Origin of the sequence: Nonomuraea jabiensis (genome assembly GCF_014204795.1) — a bacterium.
Lineage (GTDB): Bacteria > Actinomycetota > Actinomycetes > Streptosporangiales > Streptosporangiaceae > Nonomuraea > Nonomuraea jabiensis.
On record NZ_JACHMB010000001.1, the window covers coordinates 10897933 to 10914443 of the forward strand.

The 16511-nt window shown below is 67.9% G+C and carries 14 protein-coding genes and 1 pseudogene; 11 read left to right on the plus strand and 4 right to left on the minus strand.

Features of this window, described 5'->3' with window-relative positions; genetic code table 11:
- Positions 1-470 precede the first annotated feature (470 nt).
- Complete coding sequence (locus HD596_RS49840; protein WP_185079479.1) at positions 471-746, minus strand: hypothetical protein; 276 nt, start codon at positions 744-746, stop codon at positions 471-473.
- Between HD596_RS49840 and HD596_RS65350 the strand changes: the two genes are divergently transcribed.
- The 4 genes from HD596_RS65350 to HD596_RS63070 all read left to right on the plus strand — a co-directional run bounded on the left by HD596_RS65350 (position 681) and on the right by HD596_RS63070 (position 2523).
- Positions 681-818 (plus strand): LacI family DNA-binding transcriptional regulator, encoded by a 138-nt coding sequence (locus HD596_RS65350; RefSeq protein WP_313047675.1) that lies wholly within the window; start codon positions 681-683, stop codon positions 816-818. The two genes, HD596_RS49840 and HD596_RS65350, sit on opposite strands and share 66 nt — an antisense overlap.
- On the plus strand, positions 815-1675 hold the full coding sequence (locus tag HD596_RS49845; protein WP_313046602.1) for a substrate-binding domain-containing protein: 861 nt from the start codon (positions 815-817) through the stop codon (positions 1673-1675). The genes HD596_RS65350 and HD596_RS49845 overlap by 4 nt, the downstream gene beginning before the upstream one ends.
- A gap of 84 nt (positions 1676-1759) precedes the next feature.
- A complete protein-coding gene (locus HD596_RS49850) occupies positions 1760-2380 on the plus strand; it encodes a substrate-binding domain-containing protein (protein ID WP_246555411.1) in 621 nt (206 codons plus the stop codon).
- A complete protein-coding gene (locus HD596_RS63070) occupies positions 2377-2523 on the plus strand; it encodes a hypothetical protein (protein ID WP_246555412.1) in 147 nt (48 codons plus the stop codon). The genes HD596_RS49850 and HD596_RS63070 overlap by 4 nt, the downstream gene beginning before the upstream one ends.
- Positions 2524-3018: 495 nt before the next feature.
- On the opposite strand, the pseudogene HD596_RS66020 reads toward HD596_RS63070, so the two are convergent.
- A pseudogene (locus HD596_RS66020) lies at positions 3019-3336 on the minus strand (substrate-binding domain-containing protein); the annotation flags it as partial.
- Positions 3337-3843: 507 nt separating this feature from the next.
- Here HD596_RS66020 and HD596_RS49860 point away from each other — a divergent pair.
- On the plus strand, positions 3844-5259 hold the full coding sequence (locus HD596_RS49860; protein ID WP_185076308.1) for a glycoside hydrolase family 30 protein: 1416 nt from the start codon (positions 3844-3846) through the stop codon (positions 5257-5259).
- A 293-nt stretch (positions 5260-5552) separates the two neighbouring features.
- On the opposite strand, the gene HD596_RS49865 is transcribed toward HD596_RS49860, so the two are convergent.
- A complete protein-coding gene (locus HD596_RS49865) occupies positions 5553-6272 on the minus strand; it encodes a FadR/GntR family transcriptional regulator (RefSeq protein WP_185076309.1) in 720 nt (239 codons plus the stop codon).
- A gap of 309 nt (positions 6273-6581) precedes the next feature.
- On the opposite strand from HD596_RS49865, the gene HD596_RS49870 reads away from it, so the two are divergent.
- The 6 genes from HD596_RS49870 (at position 6582) to HD596_RS63080 (ending at position 15120) form a co-directional block, all read left to right on the plus strand.
- Positions 6582-7907: an enolase C-terminal domain-like protein gene (locus tag HD596_RS49870; protein WP_185076310.1), complete on the plus strand. Its 1326-nt coding sequence runs from the start codon at positions 6582-6584 to the stop codon at positions 7905-7907.
- A gap of 109 nt (positions 7908-8016) precedes the next feature.
- Positions 8017-9093, plus strand: coding sequence for a sugar ABC transporter substrate-binding protein (locus HD596_RS49875; protein WP_185076311.1), 1077 nt, complete (start codon positions 8017-8019; stop codon positions 9091-9093).
- Positions 9083-10600: a sugar ABC transporter ATP-binding protein gene (locus HD596_RS49880; protein WP_246555417.1), complete on the plus strand. Its 1518-nt coding sequence runs from the start codon at positions 9083-9085 to the stop codon at positions 10598-10600. Before HD596_RS49875 ends, HD596_RS49880 begins: the two co-directional genes overlap by 11 nt.
- The gene (locus tag HD596_RS49885; protein WP_185076313.1) at positions 10593-11615 is read left to right on the plus strand and encodes an ABC transporter permease; all 1023 of its coding nucleotides are present in this window, start codon (positions 10593-10595) and stop codon (positions 11613-11615) included. The genes HD596_RS49880 and HD596_RS49885 overlap by 8 nt, the downstream gene beginning before the upstream one ends.
- Positions 11616-11749: 134 nt before the next feature.
- Positions 11750-12748: a LacI family DNA-binding transcriptional regulator gene (locus HD596_RS49890; RefSeq protein ID WP_221519965.1), complete on the plus strand. Its 999-nt coding sequence runs from the start codon at positions 11750-11752 to the stop codon at positions 12746-12748.
- A gap of 392 nt (positions 12749-13140) precedes the next feature.
- Positions 13141-15120, plus strand: a complete 1980-nt coding sequence (locus tag HD596_RS63080) for an alpha-L-fucosidase (RefSeq protein ID WP_185076315.1) — start codon at positions 13141-13143, stop codon at positions 15118-15120.
- A 75-nt stretch (positions 15121-15195) separates the two neighbouring features.
- Here the strand turns inward: HD596_RS63080 and HD596_RS49900 are convergent, their stop codons facing one another.
- Positions 15196-16464 (minus strand): CE1 family esterase, encoded by a 1269-nt coding sequence (locus HD596_RS49900; protein ID WP_246555419.1) that lies wholly within the window; start codon positions 16462-16464, stop codon positions 15196-15198.
- Positions 16465-16511: the final 47 nt, after the last annotated feature.

The window sequence follows — 16511 nt, forward strand, 5'->3', positions numbered from 1 at the left end:
CTCGTCAAGAAGCGGCCCGCAAATCTGCCGAAACAAATCGGACATGAGCCGAAACCTTCTGGTGAGGCCGCCTGCCATGGCCGGCCGTAAGCACAGGCCGAATGCCTGCTGCGGCTGCCCTCCGGCGGCGATCTTCGCGGGCACCTACGGACAGGCCATGGGTATCTCTCGCCCAGGGCAACCGATAGAGAAACTTACTGTGAATCTGCCGAAATTAGTGAGCCTCAAGCTCCTTGACAGGCCGCGTTGAGGCCCCCTAGCGTGACGCCCATCACGGCCATGAGCACGGCTCGGGTATGTTGACGCCAACGATCGTGGTTCGCAGAGGTCCGCCTGATTCCGACACAGGAAGCGAAAGGACTGTCCATGCTGTCGCACGACTTCTGGAGGGGGAAGGGCGGGGTCTGCTCTGCCTTGCGGGCGGCGCCGGACTCACGCTGAGCCCTGGCTCCCCTGTCGGCCGGGCCTGCTCACTTGGGCCAAATCGCGCTGACTTCGCCGCCACTGCGGCTTTTGATGCCCGTTCCGTTGAGCGGCGCAAAGCCTCCACCGACATAGCGATGTGCCGTGCCTTTCGGCGTGCGCAGAGGCTGTTCAAGCCGTCCGCATACCTCCAGCAGACGCGACGTCACCGGAAAGGAGCGCCAATGCCCTCCCATGCCGAGCGCAATCTGCCGGTCATGGCCGACGTGGCCAGGCTCGCGGGCGTGTCGCATCAGGCCGTCTCGCGCGTGGTCTACGGCCATCTCCGCGTACGAGAGGAGACACGGGCCGGGTCCTGCAAACCAGCAACACCCTCGACCATCGCCGCAACATGACCATCCGGACGTTGGTAACCCGGCGCTCACGCAGGCTCGGCATCGTCAGCTTCGACCCGGCCCTGTACCGCCCTGCCAGCACCGTCTATGGCATCGAGCGAGCTGCCAGGGAAGCGGGCCATTTCGTCCGCATCGTGAGCCTGCGCACCATTGACCGGGCCGGCGTCAACGACGCCCTCGGCTACCTGGCTGAGCAGGGAGTGGACGGTGTCATCCTGGTCGCGCCGCAGCGCTCGGCGGCGCAGGCCCTCGCCGACCTGCCCGCGGACCTCCCCGCGGTGGCCGTCGAGGGCCGGCACGAAGGCGACGTGTCCGTGGTGAGTGTGGACCAGGTGGAAGGTGCCAGGCAGGCTACGGCTCACCTGCTCGATCTCGGCCACGAAACCGTCTGGCACGTCAGGGGGCCAGACGACTGGCTGGAAGCCGAAGAACGGGGCGAAGGCTGGCGAGCCGTTCTGTCGGCCGCCGGGCGAGCGATCCCCGAAGCGCTGGAAGGCGACTGGACCCCCAGATCCGGTTACCTGGCCGGCAAGATCCTGGCCGGACGCGTCTCCGACGTCACCGCGGTCTTCGTGGCCAATGACCGGATGGCACTCGGCCTGCTACGGGCGTTCTCGGAGGCCGGCGTCAAGGTGCCCGAACAGGTGAGCGTGGTGGGCTTCGACGACATTCCCGAATCGGCGTACTTCACCCCTTCTTTGACCACGGTCCGGCAGGACTTCGACGAGGTCGGCAGGCTAAGCGTCAAGGTGCTGCTCCAGCAGGTCGAATCGGCCGAGCCGTTGGGTCATGCCCGCCTGGTCGTTGCTCCTCGTCTCATCGGCCGGAACAGCACAGCGAGGCCGAGGCCCGCCTGACCTCTGGTTCATTGACTCCACCATCACAGAACGGGCGCGCCACACCACCGTCGGCGACAAGGAAGGCTGTCATGTCGACAAAGAATGTCAGCGCTCATCCTGATCACGATCGGGGCGCTGATAACGGCCGGCTGCGGAAGCGGCAGCAGCGGTGGTGGCGGCGGCTCGATCACCATGGGCTTCTCCCAGGTGGGCGCGGAGAGCGGGTGGCGCACCGCGAACACCAAGTCCGTGCAGGACTCGGCCAAGAGCGCGGGCATCACGCTCAAGTTCTCCGACGCCCAGCAGAAGCAGGAGAACCAGATCAAGGCCATCCGCTCCTACATCCAGCAGAAGGTGGACGTCATCGCCTTCTCGCCGGTGGTGGAGTCCGGCTGGGACACGGTGCTCAAGGAGGCCAAGGACGCGAAGATCCCGGTCATCCTGACCGACCGCGCCGTGGACTCCAAGGACACCTCCCTCTACAAGACCTTCCTCGGCTCGGACTTCGTCGAGGAGGGCAAGAAGGCCGGCCAGTGGCTGGTGAACGAGTACAAGGACGCCAAGGACCCGGTGAACATCGTCGAGTTGCAGGGCACGACGGGTTCGGCGCCGGCCAACGATCGCAAGTCCGGCTTCCCTAGGTCATCGGGGCCGATCCCAAGTTCAAGATCATCGCTTCGCAGACCAGTGACTTCACCAGGGCCAAGGGCAAGGAGGTCATGAAGGCGTTCCTGAAGTCGAACCCGGACATCGACGTCCTGTATGCCCACAACGACGACATGGGGCTGGGGGCGATCGAGGCGGGCAGCTCATGGACCTGGCCAAGAAGGTCGTCAAGGGTGAGCAGGTGCCGGCCCGCGTGGTGACCGAGGAGACCACGTTCACGCAGGACCAGGCCAAGCAGGTCCTGTCGTCCCGCCAGTACTGACCCGCCGTCCGGCTGGGATCCCTGGGGCGGGGAAAGGGGCGGGCCGCCTCCCCCCGGTCGTGATCATGCAGAACGCGGGGCTGCCCGAGGCCGGCGACTGTCGAACGGGCGGCGGCCGCAAGGGCCCGGCGATCATCGGGTTCCGGCAGGTCCTGGAGGAGCGTTGCGGGCAGGCGCGGGCGGACTTCCATCGGCTCGCGGCGGCGATCGTCCGGCCTCGGGCCGCGTCCTGGAAGGAGCTGTGGGACAAGACCGTCGCGGCCGAGACCGAACGCACCCGCGAGCAGCTCGCGGCCGTCGCGAGCGGCGATCCCGCCCACCTCGGGCAGGCCACCGTGGTAAGGACCACGCCCGGACCGGAGCCGCGCGCCTTCGGCATGTGCGGGCGGCTGCGTACCTGGACGCCACTGCCCTCCAATACGTGCGCCCGTTCTCAGGCGGGCGGTGGCGGACCGACCGTCTCCCGAACGATGACCCGGTTGATCAATCGTGCGGGGGGCTCCGGCGCGGGCTCGCCGCGTACCTGCGCGATGACCCTGGCCATGGCCTCCCGCCCCTGCACCTCCCTGTCCACGGCCACCGTGGACAGGGCGGGAGTGGCGAAGCGTCCCAGTTCCTCGTCGTCCCAGCCGAACACGCTGACCTCGCCGGGAACCCGCCAGCCGCGCGAGAGCGCTCCTCGTACGGCACCCATGGCCACATGGTCGTTCACGGCGACAACGGCGGTCACGCCGCACCCGTCCGGCAGCCTCCGTACGGCGTCGTAGCCGGATTGAGGGCTCCAGTCACCGAGGGCGACGCCGTACGAGTGAGCCGTAGGCGCTCGATCGTCTGTTCATGGACCAGCTTGCGATTACGGGCCGACGGCCGGCTCTGCGCGCCCGCGATGTGGAAGAAGACCCGATGGCCGAGCGAGGCGAGATATTCGACGATCTCCTGGATCGGGGAGGCGTCCCCGCGCAGCTTGTCATCGTAATCACCCGTGACGACGATAGGCAGCGGCGTCGATCTCCAGAGGTGTCATGCCCTCGTCGTGCGCGGCGGAGGTCCACGCCGACAGGCCATTGACGCAGAAGTGATCGATCACTAACCTACGTCAGCAAGCAAAGTGATCGATCACTTCTGCGCGGCGCCGTGATCGCTCTCCTTGGCCGAACACTGCGGCGCCACCCGTTATAAGGCGCCAGAAGACCAGCACGTCACTTGTCACTCTTCTCGACTTCGACCACCACCCCCGGACAGATCAAAGGAGACGAGGGTGCTTCGATCCCTTACATTCGTGGCGGTGCTCGCGCCGGCCATCACCCTGGCCGGGCCCGCCGCCGGCGCCGGCGCGGCCCCCCAACCGGATATCGACATCCAGCGGAGCCAGACGCATCAGACCATCGACGGATTCGGCTACTCCACCGCGTTCCAGCGCGCGACTCTCGTGCACAACCTGCCGGCGGACAAGCAGAAAGAGGTGCTCGACCTCCTTCTGGATCGCCGCAAGGGCGCCGCGCCCAGCATCCTGCGCCTCGGCATCGGCTCCTCGGCCACGAACGTCTACGACTCCATGCTGTCCATCCAGCCCGCGGACCCGGGCGGCCCGGACGCCCCGCCGAAGTACACCTGGGACGGCTGGGACAGCGGACAGGTGTGGTTCTCCAAGGAGGCCCAGCGGCGCGGGGTCAAGCGGTTCTACGCCGATGCCTGGAGCGCCCCCGGCTACATGAAGACCAACGGGACCGACGTCAACGGCGGCAACCTGTGCGGCCTGCAGGGCACAACCTGTGCCAGTGGCGACTGGCGCGCGGCCTACGCCCGCTACCTCGTGCAGTACGCGAAGTTCTACCAGCAGGAAGGCATCAAGATCTCCGACATCGCCTTCCTGAACGAGCCGGACTGGACCACCGAGTACGCCTCGATGCGCTTCACGCCGGCTCAGGCGGCCGAGTTCGTCAAGGTCTTCGGCCCTTACGCCGACCAGGCGGGCCTCAAGGTGGTCTGCTGCGAGTCGATCGGCTGGAAGAGCTCCGAGGCGTACGCCCAGGCCATCGAGAACGACCCCGAGGCGCGTAAACACCTGGACATCATGTCCGGCCACGGCTACGCCAGTGGAGCCGACTTCCCGCTGTCCACGTCGAAGCCCACCTGGATGTCGGAGTGGGCGCCGTCAAGCGTCGCGGACGGCTGGAACGAAGCGTGGGACAGCGGCAAGGTCACCGACGGCATCAACATCGCCGAACGCATCCACAACACCCTCGCCCTCTCCGGCAGCACCGGATTCGTCTACTGGCTCGGCGGCTCCCGTGGCAAGACCGCCGCGCTGATCCAGATCGACGACGCCAACGGCGGTTACCGCGTCTCATCCCGGCTCTACGCCTTCGCCGCCTACAGCCGCTTCATCCGTCCGGACGCCGTACGTCTCGGGGTGAACAGCGCCGGCGACGGGCTCAAGGTCTCCGCGTACCGCAACACCGACGGCACCGAAGTGGTCGAGATCCTCAACACCTCGCACGAGTCCGTGACCACCACCGTCGACCTGAAGCGCCCCGCTGCCTACCTGACCGACTCCACTCACAACCTGGAGCGGGACCAGGCGCTCGTCTCCAAGCGCGGGCCCCACACCTCTGTCACGCTCGCGCCGAGGTCGCTCACCACGCTGGTCAGCAGCCACCCGCAACACGACTGACAGTGATGAGTTTGACCCAACGACTGACTGGCCTGCGTACGCGGTGACCGTTGCGCGAGCGGCAGCATGTGCCCCACGCCCGCCATGCCCCTGACGGTGACTGGAGTCGGCGGCGTGGTGCCACTCCAGCAGCCGAACGGCTGGTACGCCTGGGTGTAGTCAGGCCCCTGCATGGCGCGGGCGCTCGGTCCCGTCCCGTTCATGCATCGTCGCCCCAAGGCCGCCGTTTCCCAGCAGGAAGGCCAGGGCGGGGCCCGTGAAGGATGGCAGGAGAACGTCCTCGCCGCCCTTCATCAACCGTCCTCGTCCTTGTCCTGGCCATTGGAGCCCTCGACGTCTCCCAGCACCGACCGAAGCCAGCTCTCGGTCGTGCCGATGTGCATGAGAGCCGCGGCCTGGGCGAGCGGCGCGTCGCCGGCGGCCAGGGCGTTGTAGATCGCCTCGTGCTCGGCGATGGTCTTGCGTGAGCTGCCGGCCTCGACCGTGCCGCGCCACACCCGCATCCGCAGCGTGCGGCCGGAGATTCCGTCGAGCATGGTGGACAGCGTCTCGTTGCCGGTCGCCCGCACCACGGCGCGGTGGAAGGCGGCGTCGTGGTGGTTCAGCTTCTCCACGTCATCGCAGGCGGCGCGCATCGCGTTCAGGTGCTCGCCGATCTCGTCGAGTTGCTCGGCGGAGATCTGGGACGCGGCCAGGGCGGTCGCCGCGGGCTCAAGCATCCGCCGTACCTGGACGATCTCCAACAAGGTGTCGTCGCGCAGCAGCTCGACGGCCAGCCCCAGCCCTTCCAGCAGCAGCCGCGGTTCCAGACTGGTCACGAAGGTGCCGTCGCCCCGCCGTATGTCGAGCACCCTGGCCACGACCAGCGCCTTTACCGCTTCGCGCAACGGGTTACGGGAGACGCCGAGCTGGGCGGCGAGCTGATGCTCTGGTGGCAGCCGCGTCCCCGGGGGCAGTTCGCCCGACTGGATGAGCGCCCGGATGCGGGAGATCGCCTCGTCGGTCAAGGACATGTGCGCGACCTCCGGGCGTGGAGTCGCTCGATCGGCACGCGAGTCATATTGGGAAACATAACAGACATCCCATGTTCGGGAGAGAGCCCAGCTTGTCGGTCAGCAGACATGGGTTGTCTGTCCCTCAGGTCTCCGGAGCAGCGGAGGGCCGCCACGCCATTTTCCTGATTTTTCCGGATAGGTCTGGACACATCACCTCGACGGAGATACAAAGACATCCCATGTCAATGCGGTGAAGGTCTCTTCATCTCCCGGAAACGTCCCATGGAGGTACGCCTTCGTGCGCAAGCATCACCAGAGCTGGACACCATGACCGAGCTGATCACCGCGGTCGAGGCCTACGACATCCGGTTCCCCACCTCACGGCACCTCGATGGCTCCGACGCCATGAACCCCGAGCCCGACTACTCAGCCGCCTACGTGATCGTGCGGACCGGCGGCGGGCAGGAAGGGCACGGGCTCGCCTTCACGGTCGGGCGTGGCAACGAGATCGCCGTCGCCGCTGTGGAATCGCTGGCGCAGCTGGTCACCGGGCTGCCCGTGGCCGAGGTGCTCGGCGACCTCGGCGGGATGTCCCGCCGGCTCACCGGCGACAGCCAGCTGCGCTGGCTCGGCCCGGAGAAGGGCGTCATCCACATGGCGGCGGGAGCCGTGCTCAACGCTCTGTGGGACCTTCGCGCGCGCAGGGCGGGCAAGCCGCTGTGGCGGCTCCTGTCGGAGCTGCCGCCGGAGGAGATCGTCGACGTCGTGGACTTCCGCTACCTGGAGGACGCGCTCACCCGAGAGGAGGCGCTGGCCATCCTGCGCACCGCCGAGCCGGGCCGCGCCGAGCGCCGAGCGCGCCTGCTGGCCGAGGGATACCCGGCCTACACCACCACTCCTGGCTGGCTCGGCTACACCGACGACAAGCTGGTCCGGCTGGCCGAGGAGGCGGTCGCCGACGGGTTTCGCCAGATCAAGCTGAAAGTCGGCGCCGACCAGGCCGAGGACGTCCGGCGCGTACGGCTCGCCCGCGAGACCGTCGGCCCCGATGTACGCATCGCCGTGGACGCCAACCAGGCCTGGAATGTCGGCCAGGCGGTCGAGTGGCTGGCCCCGCTCGCCGAGTTCGACCTGTACTGGATCGAGGAACCCACCTCGCCCGACGACGTGCTCGGTCACGCCGCCATCCGGAAGCAGGTGGCGCCCATCAAGGTCGCCACCGGCGAGCACACCCACAACCGGGTGATGTTCAAACAGTTCCTGCAGGCGGGCGCGATCGACATCCTGCAGCTCGACGCGGCCAGAGTCGCCGGGGTCAACGAGAACATCGCCATCCTGCTGCTGGCCGCCAAGTTCGGGGTGCCGGTGTGCCCGCACGCGGGCGGTGTCGGCCTGTGCGAGATGGTCCAGCACCTGTCGATGTTCGACTACGTGGCCGTCAGCGGCACCGCCGAGGATCGCGTCATCGAGTACATCGACCATCTGCATGAGCACTTCACCGACCCGGTCGTGATCCGAGACGGCCGGTACGTCGCCCCCGAACGGCCGGGCGGGGGCGCTGAGATGCGTCCGGCATCCCGCGCCGAGTACGCCTATCCGCACGGCCCGCAATGGGCCGCCGACACAGTCGCCGATGGGGTGGATGGGCTGTGACGGACGCCCTCGGCGGGCTCGCGGCCGTCATCACCGGCGGCGCCGCCGGCCTGGCCGGGGGCAGCATGCGCGGGCTCCGGCCGCGATCCAGGACAGGAAAGGAACAGCCATGAGACGAGGACTCGCCGCGGGGGCGGCCGTCGCCCTGTTAGCCGGCCTGGCCACCGCCTGCGGGAGCAGCGGGACGAGCGGGGGCAGCGGCACCGCCGCCTCAGGAGGCGGCAAGCCGGTCGTCGGGGTGGACTACCCCCGCTCCGACACCGACTTCTGGAACTCCTTCATCAAGTACGTCCCCCAGTTCGGCACCGAGAACGGCCTCGAACTGAAGACCTCGAACTCCCAGAACGACGTCTCCAAGCTCACCGCCAACGTGCAGAGCTTCATCAGCCAAGGCGTCAAGGGCGTGGTCATGGCGCCGCAGGACACCGCCGCCGTGGCGCCCACCCTCCAGCAGCTCAATGCCAAGAAGATTCCCGTCGTCACGGTCGACACCCGCCCCGAGCAGGGCGACGCGTACATGGTCGTACGCGCCGACAACCGGGCGTACGGCGAGAAGGCGTGCAAGTTCCTCGGCGAGAAGCTGTCCGGCAAGGGCAAAGTCGTGATGCTCCAGGGCGACCTGGCCTCCATCAACGGCCGCGACCGCACCGAGGCGTTCAATGCCTGCATGAAGGCGAGCTACCCCGGCATCACGGTGTTCGGCGAGGCCACCAACTGGGACGGCGCGCTCGCCTCGCAGAAGCTCCAGACGCAGCTCACCGCCAACCCCGACATCAGGGGCGTCTACATGCAGTCGAGCTTCGCCCTGTCGGGCACCCTCCAAGTGCTCCAGCAACGTGGCCTGCTCGTCCCCCCGAACAACCCCAAACACGTCTTCGTCATCTCCAACGACGGCATCCCCCAGGAGCTGAAGGAGATCGCCGCGGGCAACATCGACGCCACCGTCTCCCAGCCGGCCGACCAGTACGCCAAGTACGCGCTGCAGTACGCCAAGGCCGCCATCGACGGCAAGACCTTCAAGCCCGGCACGACCGACCACGACAGCACCATCATCCAGGTGCGCCCGGGCCTGCTGGAGGATCAGCTCTCCGCGCCGCTGGTCACCGCCGACGGCGGCACCTACGGCGGCGTCCCGAGCGTCAAGCATGACGACTCCTCGCTCTGGGGCAACAACCTTGGCAGGTGACCAGGCGGCCGCGCCTGTCGTCGAGGCGGTGGGCGTCACCAAGAGATACGGGGAGACCGTCGCGCTGGACCGCGCCGGAATCCGGATCATGCCCGGCCAGACCCACGCGCTGGTCGGCCGCAACGGAGCCGGGAAGTCCACTCTGGTCTCGATTCTCACCGGGCTCCAGGCCCCCGACGACGGCGAGGTGCGGTTCGGCGGCGAACCCGCCCCACGCCTCGCCGACCGCGATGCCTGGCGGGAGCGGGTGGCGTGCGTCTACCAGAAGTCCACGATCATCCCCGAGCTGACCGTGGCGGAGAACCTCTACCTGCACCGGCACGACCTGAACCGGTTCGGGCTGGTCCGCTGGAGCGCATTGCGGCGCAAGGCGGCCGAGCTGCTCGCCACCTGGTCGGTGGACGTCGACGTCCGCCTGCCGGCCGGCGAGCTGGACGTCGAGCAGCGGCAGTTCGTGGAGATCGCCCGTGCGCTGTCCTTCGGCGCCCGCTTCATCATCCTCGACGAGCCGACCGCTCAGCTCGACGCCGCCGCCATCGCCCGGCTGTTCACCCGTATCCGCGCCCTGCAGGAACAGGGAGTGACCTTCCTGTTCATCAGCCATCACCTTCAGGAGATCTACGAGATCTGCGACACGGTCACGGTCTTCCGCGACGCCCGGCACATCCTGACCACCGCGGTGGCCGACCTGCCGCACGCCGATCTGGTGGCGGCGATGGCGGGAGAGGCCGCCGGCCTGGCAACGTCGTCCTCCCGGGCGGCCGTACCCGCCGGCGCCGGTGTGGCGCTCGGCGTGCGCGGCCTGTCGTACGGCGACGCCTACCGGGAGATCGACTTCCAGGTCCGGGCCGGGGAGATCGTCGGCCTGGCAGGCGCGGCCGGCAGCGGCCGTACCGAGCTGGCCGAGACCGTCGTCGGGTTGCGGGCAGCCGATTCAGGCACGATCCAGGTCGCCGGGCGTGCTCCCCGTCCCGGCAGCGTGCCCGACGCGCTCGCCGCGGGCATCGGTTTCGTCCCCCGCGACCGGCACCACCAGGGGTTCGTCCCGATGATGTCGATCGCCGACAACGCCACCATGACCGTCCCCGAGCGGCTCGGAGAGGCCGGCCTGATCAGCGGCCGGCGGCGCGACCGGCTGGCCCGGACCTTGATCGCCAACCTGGCGATCAAGACCCCCGGTCCCGGCCTGCCCGTGATGGGCCTGTCCGGCGGCAATCAGCAGAAGGTCGTCATGGCCCGGGCGCTGGCCTCCGATCCCCGGCTGCTGGTGCTGATCACTCCCACCGCCGGGGTGGATGTGAAGTCCAAGGAGTTCCTGCTCGGCAAGGTCGAGGAGACGGCCGCCAAGGGGACCGGCGTGTTGATCGCCTCTGACGAACTCGACGACCTGCGGCTGTGTGACCGCCTGCTGGTGATGTTCCAGGGCCGTGTCGTCGCGGAGATGGCCGCCGGCTGGCACGACCACGACGTGGTGGCGGCCATGGAAGGAGTCCGGCTCGATGCCTGAGAAGACCCTCGAGCCCGCCACCGAGAGCGCCGTCCCCGAGCGGAGACGGCCACCGGTGCGGCTCGCCCGGCTGCGCGATTTCGCGCTGATCCCCGCGATCATCGTGATCGCCGTCGTCGGCCAGATCGTCAACCCGATCTTCCTCCAGGGCGACAACCTGATCAACATCCTGCAGACCATGTCGGAGATCTCGCTCCTGGTTCTGGCCCAGACCATCGTGCTGGTCGCCGGCAAGATGGACCTGTCGCTGGAGTCGACGTTCGGCCTCGCGCCGGGCGTGGCCGCCTGGCTGACCGTCGCCGCCGGCTCCGGCGCCGGGCTGGGCCTGTTGCCGGGCGCCTGGTCGATCCCGGTCACGCTGGCCGTCGGGGCGCTGATCGGCGTGATCAACGCGCTGTTGATCGTGCGGTTCGGGCTCAACGGCTTCATCGTCACGCTCGGCATGCTGATCGTGCTGCGCGGCCTGCTCACCGGCATCTCCGGCGGCCAGACCTTCTTCAATCTGCCGCCGTCGATGCTCTACCTCGGCTCGGCCATGTGGCTGGGCGTACCCGCCTCCATCTGGCTGTGCCTGCTGCTGTTCGCCGCCGGCATCGTGCTGCTCGGCTTCACCAGGTACGGCCGTGCCCTGTACGCCATCGGCGGCAACGTGGACGCGGCCAGGGCGGCCGGTATCCGCACCGACCGGGTGCTGTGGACCGCCCTGGTGGGTGCCAGCCTGCTCGCCGCGCTCGGCGGCCTGCTGATGTCGGGGCACCTCGCCTCTGTGGCGGCCGCGCAGGGCGACGGCGCCATCTTCACCGTGTTCGCCGCGGCCGTGATCGGCGGCGTCGGGCTCAACGGCGGCAAGGGCACGATGTTCGGCGCGTTCACCGGCATCCTCCTCCTCTACATGATCCAGAACGTCCTCACCCTGGCCGGCGTGCCCGCCCAATGGATCCAGGCTCTCAACGGCGCCATCATCATCATCGCCCTCGTCCTGTCCCGGCTCACCGGAGGCAAGGTCCAGGAATAGTCCACCGAGGGCGCCCCTTCCCCACGCGCCGGCCACCGGCGGCGATGGAGCCGGCGCAGGGAAGACAATCGCCGATGAGGTCAACGCGGCCATCGAGTAGGCTCTGAATCATGGGTCCTCCTCGCGGGCGATCCGTGAGCATCTGGGACATCGCGCGGGTGGCCGGCGTCTCTCAACAGACCGTCTCCCGGGTCATCAACGGCAAGGCCCGGGTCAGCGAGCCGACCCGGGCCAAGGTCCTGAAAGTCATCGACGATCTCGGCTACCGCCCCAACCGGCTCGCTCAGACGTTGGCCGGCGGCCCAGCCCGCGCGGTGACCGTGCTGACCTCCGACACCGCCCTGTACGGCGCGGCCGCCACCTTGCGCGGCATGGAGGAGGCGGCCAGGGCGGCCGGTTTCTCGGTGGGAATCAGCGTGCTCGACGCGGCCTCCCAGCAGACGGACATCGCCCTGAGGCTCAATCGGCCAGGGGAGCCGGTCATGGTGATCGCCTTCGATGAGGCGGGAATGAGCGCGCTCCGCGCGCTGCCGCCGGACGTCCCGGTGGCGGCCGCCGTCGAATACCGCTCCGACGACGACCCGGACGCCGACCCGTGGCAGGTGTGGCTGGACGATCGGGCCGCCGCCGCGCACGCGACCCGCTACCTGCTGAGCCTGGGGCACCGAACCGTCCACTACCTGGCCATCCCCTCCTCCACCAGTCCGCTCGCCCAGCGGACCAGAGGATGGCAGGATGCGCTGCGTGATGCCGGACTCCCCGTTCCCGAGCCGTTGCAGGGCGGCTGGACCCCCCGCTCCGGCTATCTCTCAGTACGGTCCTTAGTGGCCGACCGCTCCGTGACCGCCATCCTGTGCGGCAACGACGATCTCGCGCTGGGCGTCATGCGAGCTGCGCGCGAAGCCGGGCGAGACATCCCCGGCGACCTCAGTGTGGTGGGCTTCGACGACTCCCCGCCCGCGGCCTACCTCAACCCCTCACTCACCACCGTCCGGCTCGACTTCGAAGGACTCGGCCGAGCCTGCTTCGGTCTGCTGTATCGCAGGCTGGCGCCGGAGTCCGCGCCGGCCGTCCCCGAGTGGAGCGAGCCGGAGCTCATCGTGCGGGAGAGCAGCGGCCCAGCACGGGCCTGACCTGCCCAGGACCCGCGAGCCCGGGCTGATCCGCGGTCGCCGCGCGGTCGCTGCACCGCGGGAGCACAGGGGCTATGTGAGCGGTAACGCACTCTGCTGGATGAAAGATTCACGACCGACCATTCGGCCAAGTGCTCCCGGCCGTCTTCCGGACATGCTCTTTCCCCCTCTACTACCTGGCCGATGCGGGGGCCGACCACACCTCCCCCGCACGACGATGTGCCGCTTCAACTGGACTTTCGGCAAGTTCGGCAAGAATGGCGGGACAGACCATCGGAACTGTCGCCATCATCCAAGATCTCAGCCGTCTGTCAGCGGAAGATCCGAAGCTTGCGGGGGAGTTGACGCGAATTTATGTTATCGCTAACACCACCTCTGGAGAGGTACCGCCCATGGCATCGTCATCATTCCCGTTCAGTCGCCGCAGGCTGCTCACCACTGCGGGAATCGCCACGGCCGGCGGCCTGCTGGGCGTCGGCACCGCGCGAGCCATCAGTGCTCCGAGCAGCTACACCCCGACCTGGTCATCGGTCGACCAGCACCCGCCGGCGCCGGAGTGGTTCCAGGACGCCAAGTTCGGCATCTACTTCCACTGGGGCGTCTTCAGCGTCCCCGCGTTCGCCAACGAGTGGTATCCGCGCAACATGTACAACAACGGTTCAAATGAGAACAATCACCATAAGAGCGTCTTCGGTGATCCCTCGGCGTGGCCGTACCACAACTTCATCAATGGCGCCCGCGACAAGGCAGGCAACTGGGTGCAGTTCGCGCCGAAGCTGAAGTCCGCCGGCGGCAACTTCGACCCCAACGAGTGGGCCCAGCTGTTCGCCGACGCCGGTGCCAGATTCGCGGGACCGGTGGCCGAGCACCATGACGGTTATTCGATGTGGAACAGCAGGGTGAACGAGTGGAACTCGGTGGCCACCGGGCCCAGGCTCGACCTGCTGCGGTTACACGCCGACGCCATCCGGGCCAAGGGCCTGAAATTGCTGGTCTCCCTGCACCACGCGTACAACTTCACCGGCTTCTACCAGTGGGTGCCGTCGCAGTCCACCACCACCCTCCGGAAGCTGTACGGCCAGCTCGACAGGGCCACGGAGAACCAGCTCTGGTACGACAAGCTCAAGGAGGTCATCGACGGCTACCAACCCGACATCATCTGGCAGGACTTCAACCTGAACCAGCTCCCCGAGTCCCAGCGCCTGAACTTCCTCGCCTACTACTACAACCAGGCCATCGCCTGGAACAAGGACGTGGTCGCCACCTACAAGGACGGGTTCAACACCAGGGGCGAGGTCTTCGACTACGAGCGCGGCGGGCCGGCGGACATCCAGAATCCCTACTGGCTGACCGACGACAGCATCTCCAGCTCCAGCTGGTGCTACACCGTGGGCATCGGTTACTACTCCCTCGACGCCATGCTGCACGCGCTGATCGACCGGGTCAGCAAGAACGGCAACATGCTGCTGAACATCGCCCCCATGGCCGACGGCACCATCCCGTCCGGCCAGCGATCGATCCTGCTGGGCATCGGGGACTATCTGCGGCGTTTCGGCGAATCCATCTACGCCACCCGAGCCTGGACGAGCTACGGCGAGGGCCCGACCAAGATGGGCGGCGGTTCCTTCGTCGAGCCACGACCGGGAACCAACCGGGACATCCGCTTCACCCGCAGCAAGGACAACACCGTGCTGTACGCCACCGTGCTGGGCTGGCCCGGCAGCACCCTGGACATCACGACGCTGAACTCGAACCGGATCAACCTCGGCAACCTGGCCTCGACGCAGCTCCTGGGCTCCACGGCCGGCTCGTACATCAACCTGCCCAGCCGCACCCAGGACGGGTCCGCCCTGCACATCTCCATGCCCTCGTCCACGGCGCCGTTCAGCGCCCCGGCGTACGTGGTCAAGCTGTCCTTCAACGGCCAGATCCCGACCCTGGGCTCGGGTCCCCTCCCGACCACCTGGGTGAGGATCACCAACGTCACCACCAACCTCGCCCTGGACAGCGGCGGCAACGTCGCCGCCGGCTCGGCGCTGAAGCAGTGGAACTACGACGGCAGCACCAACCTGCAGTGGCAGCTGGCGGACCTGGGCAACGGCTGGTACCGCATCACCAACCGTACCAACAGCATGGTGGCCGACAGCTGGGGCAACACCGCGAACGGCGCCTCCTGCATGCAAGCAGCCTGGAACGGCGGCAACAATCAGCAATGGAGACTCAACAACCTCGGCAACGGCCGCTACCAGATCATCAACCGCGGCACCGGCACCGCGCTGGACAGCGGCGGCAACACCACCGTCGGCTCCAACGTGAAGCTGTGGAGCCCCGACTCCAGCACCAACCTGCAATGGACCATCACCGCGGTCTGACCGGCCCCCGAGCACTTCGACCTGCTCGGGCCTGGACGAGCTGATCCACCGCCCCGAGACGTGCGCCCTGCCCTATCAGGCGGCGGTGCAGGTCGCGCCGTTGAGAGTGAATGAGGTCGGCTTGACGGTGTTTCCGGTGTGGGTGGCCTGGAAGCCGATGCTGATCGATGCGCCTGGAGCGATGCCGGCGTTGTACGAGACGTTCCTGGCCGTCACCTGACCGGAGGCGGGCGAGTACGTGGCGTTCCAGCCGGAGGTGATGGCCTGCCCGCCGGGCAGGGTGAAGGCCAGGGACCAGCCGTTGATCGCGGCGGTGCCGGTATTGGTGACGGTGATGTCCGCGGTCAGACCGCTGCTCCAGGAGTTGACGGTGGTGGCGACCCGGCAGGCTCCGGTCCCCGGGTCCGGATCAGGGTCCTGGCCGCTCTGGAACTGGGTGAAGAACTTCCACACCTCTGCCGGGACCCAGGTCCGCGAGCCGCTGTCGCCGCCGGCCCCGTCCTGGGGTGCGGCGATGTGACCTTCGTCGAAGGCCGCCCAGACGACCGGATGCCCGGCCGAGCACCCTGAGTACGTGGTGACCCTGTGCGTCAGGCTGCCCTGTGCCGGCTCGGGCGGGTTCTGGGCGGTGCAGCCGTTGTTCCTGACGAACCGGTCACGAAGGGACCGTCCAGCGGAGATGTTGTCCCTGATGCCATGTACCCCGAGGTATGCGACGGGCTGAGTGCCACCGCTGCACCCGCTGATCTGTCCTGGGGCGGATTGGACCGCGACCGCGCGGAAGACGTTCGGCCGGGCGCATGCCAGTGCGAAGCTCATGGCTCCGCCGTAACTGAAACCCACGGCGAAGCGCTGCGTCGTGTCGACGCAGAGACCCGCTTCGATCTGCCTGATCATGTCGTCCACGAAGGTCACGTCTTCGCCTCCGGCGTTGGCCCAGCCATTGTCGAGGCCCTGAGGTGCGACGAAAATGGTGCTGTTGTTCGCCAGCCGCTGCAGGCCGTAGTAGGCCCAGACGTCCCGTTGCACGGTCTGGCCCGTGGCCACATCCGTGGCGGTGCCGCCCCACCAGTGGAGACCGAAGATCAACCGATAAGGGTGGCTGCTGTCGTAGTTGTCGGGGATCCGCAGGATGTAAGTGCGGCTCTTGCCGCTGCTCTGAATCTGGTTCGTGCCGTTGCTCAGCGTCGGGGCCTTCCCGCACCCGGCCGTCGCCGCAACGGTGCTGGACAGCGTGGTTGTGCTGGAGTCCGCACTCATAGCCGGTCGCCCCGCGCCCAGGACGAGCAGCAAGGCGATCGCGATGGCGGTGAAGAAGGATCTATGCCGTGACAGGGAAACCATCTATTGCTCCTTCCAGGGCGGTATGTGATCGATAACACTTGGGGCCG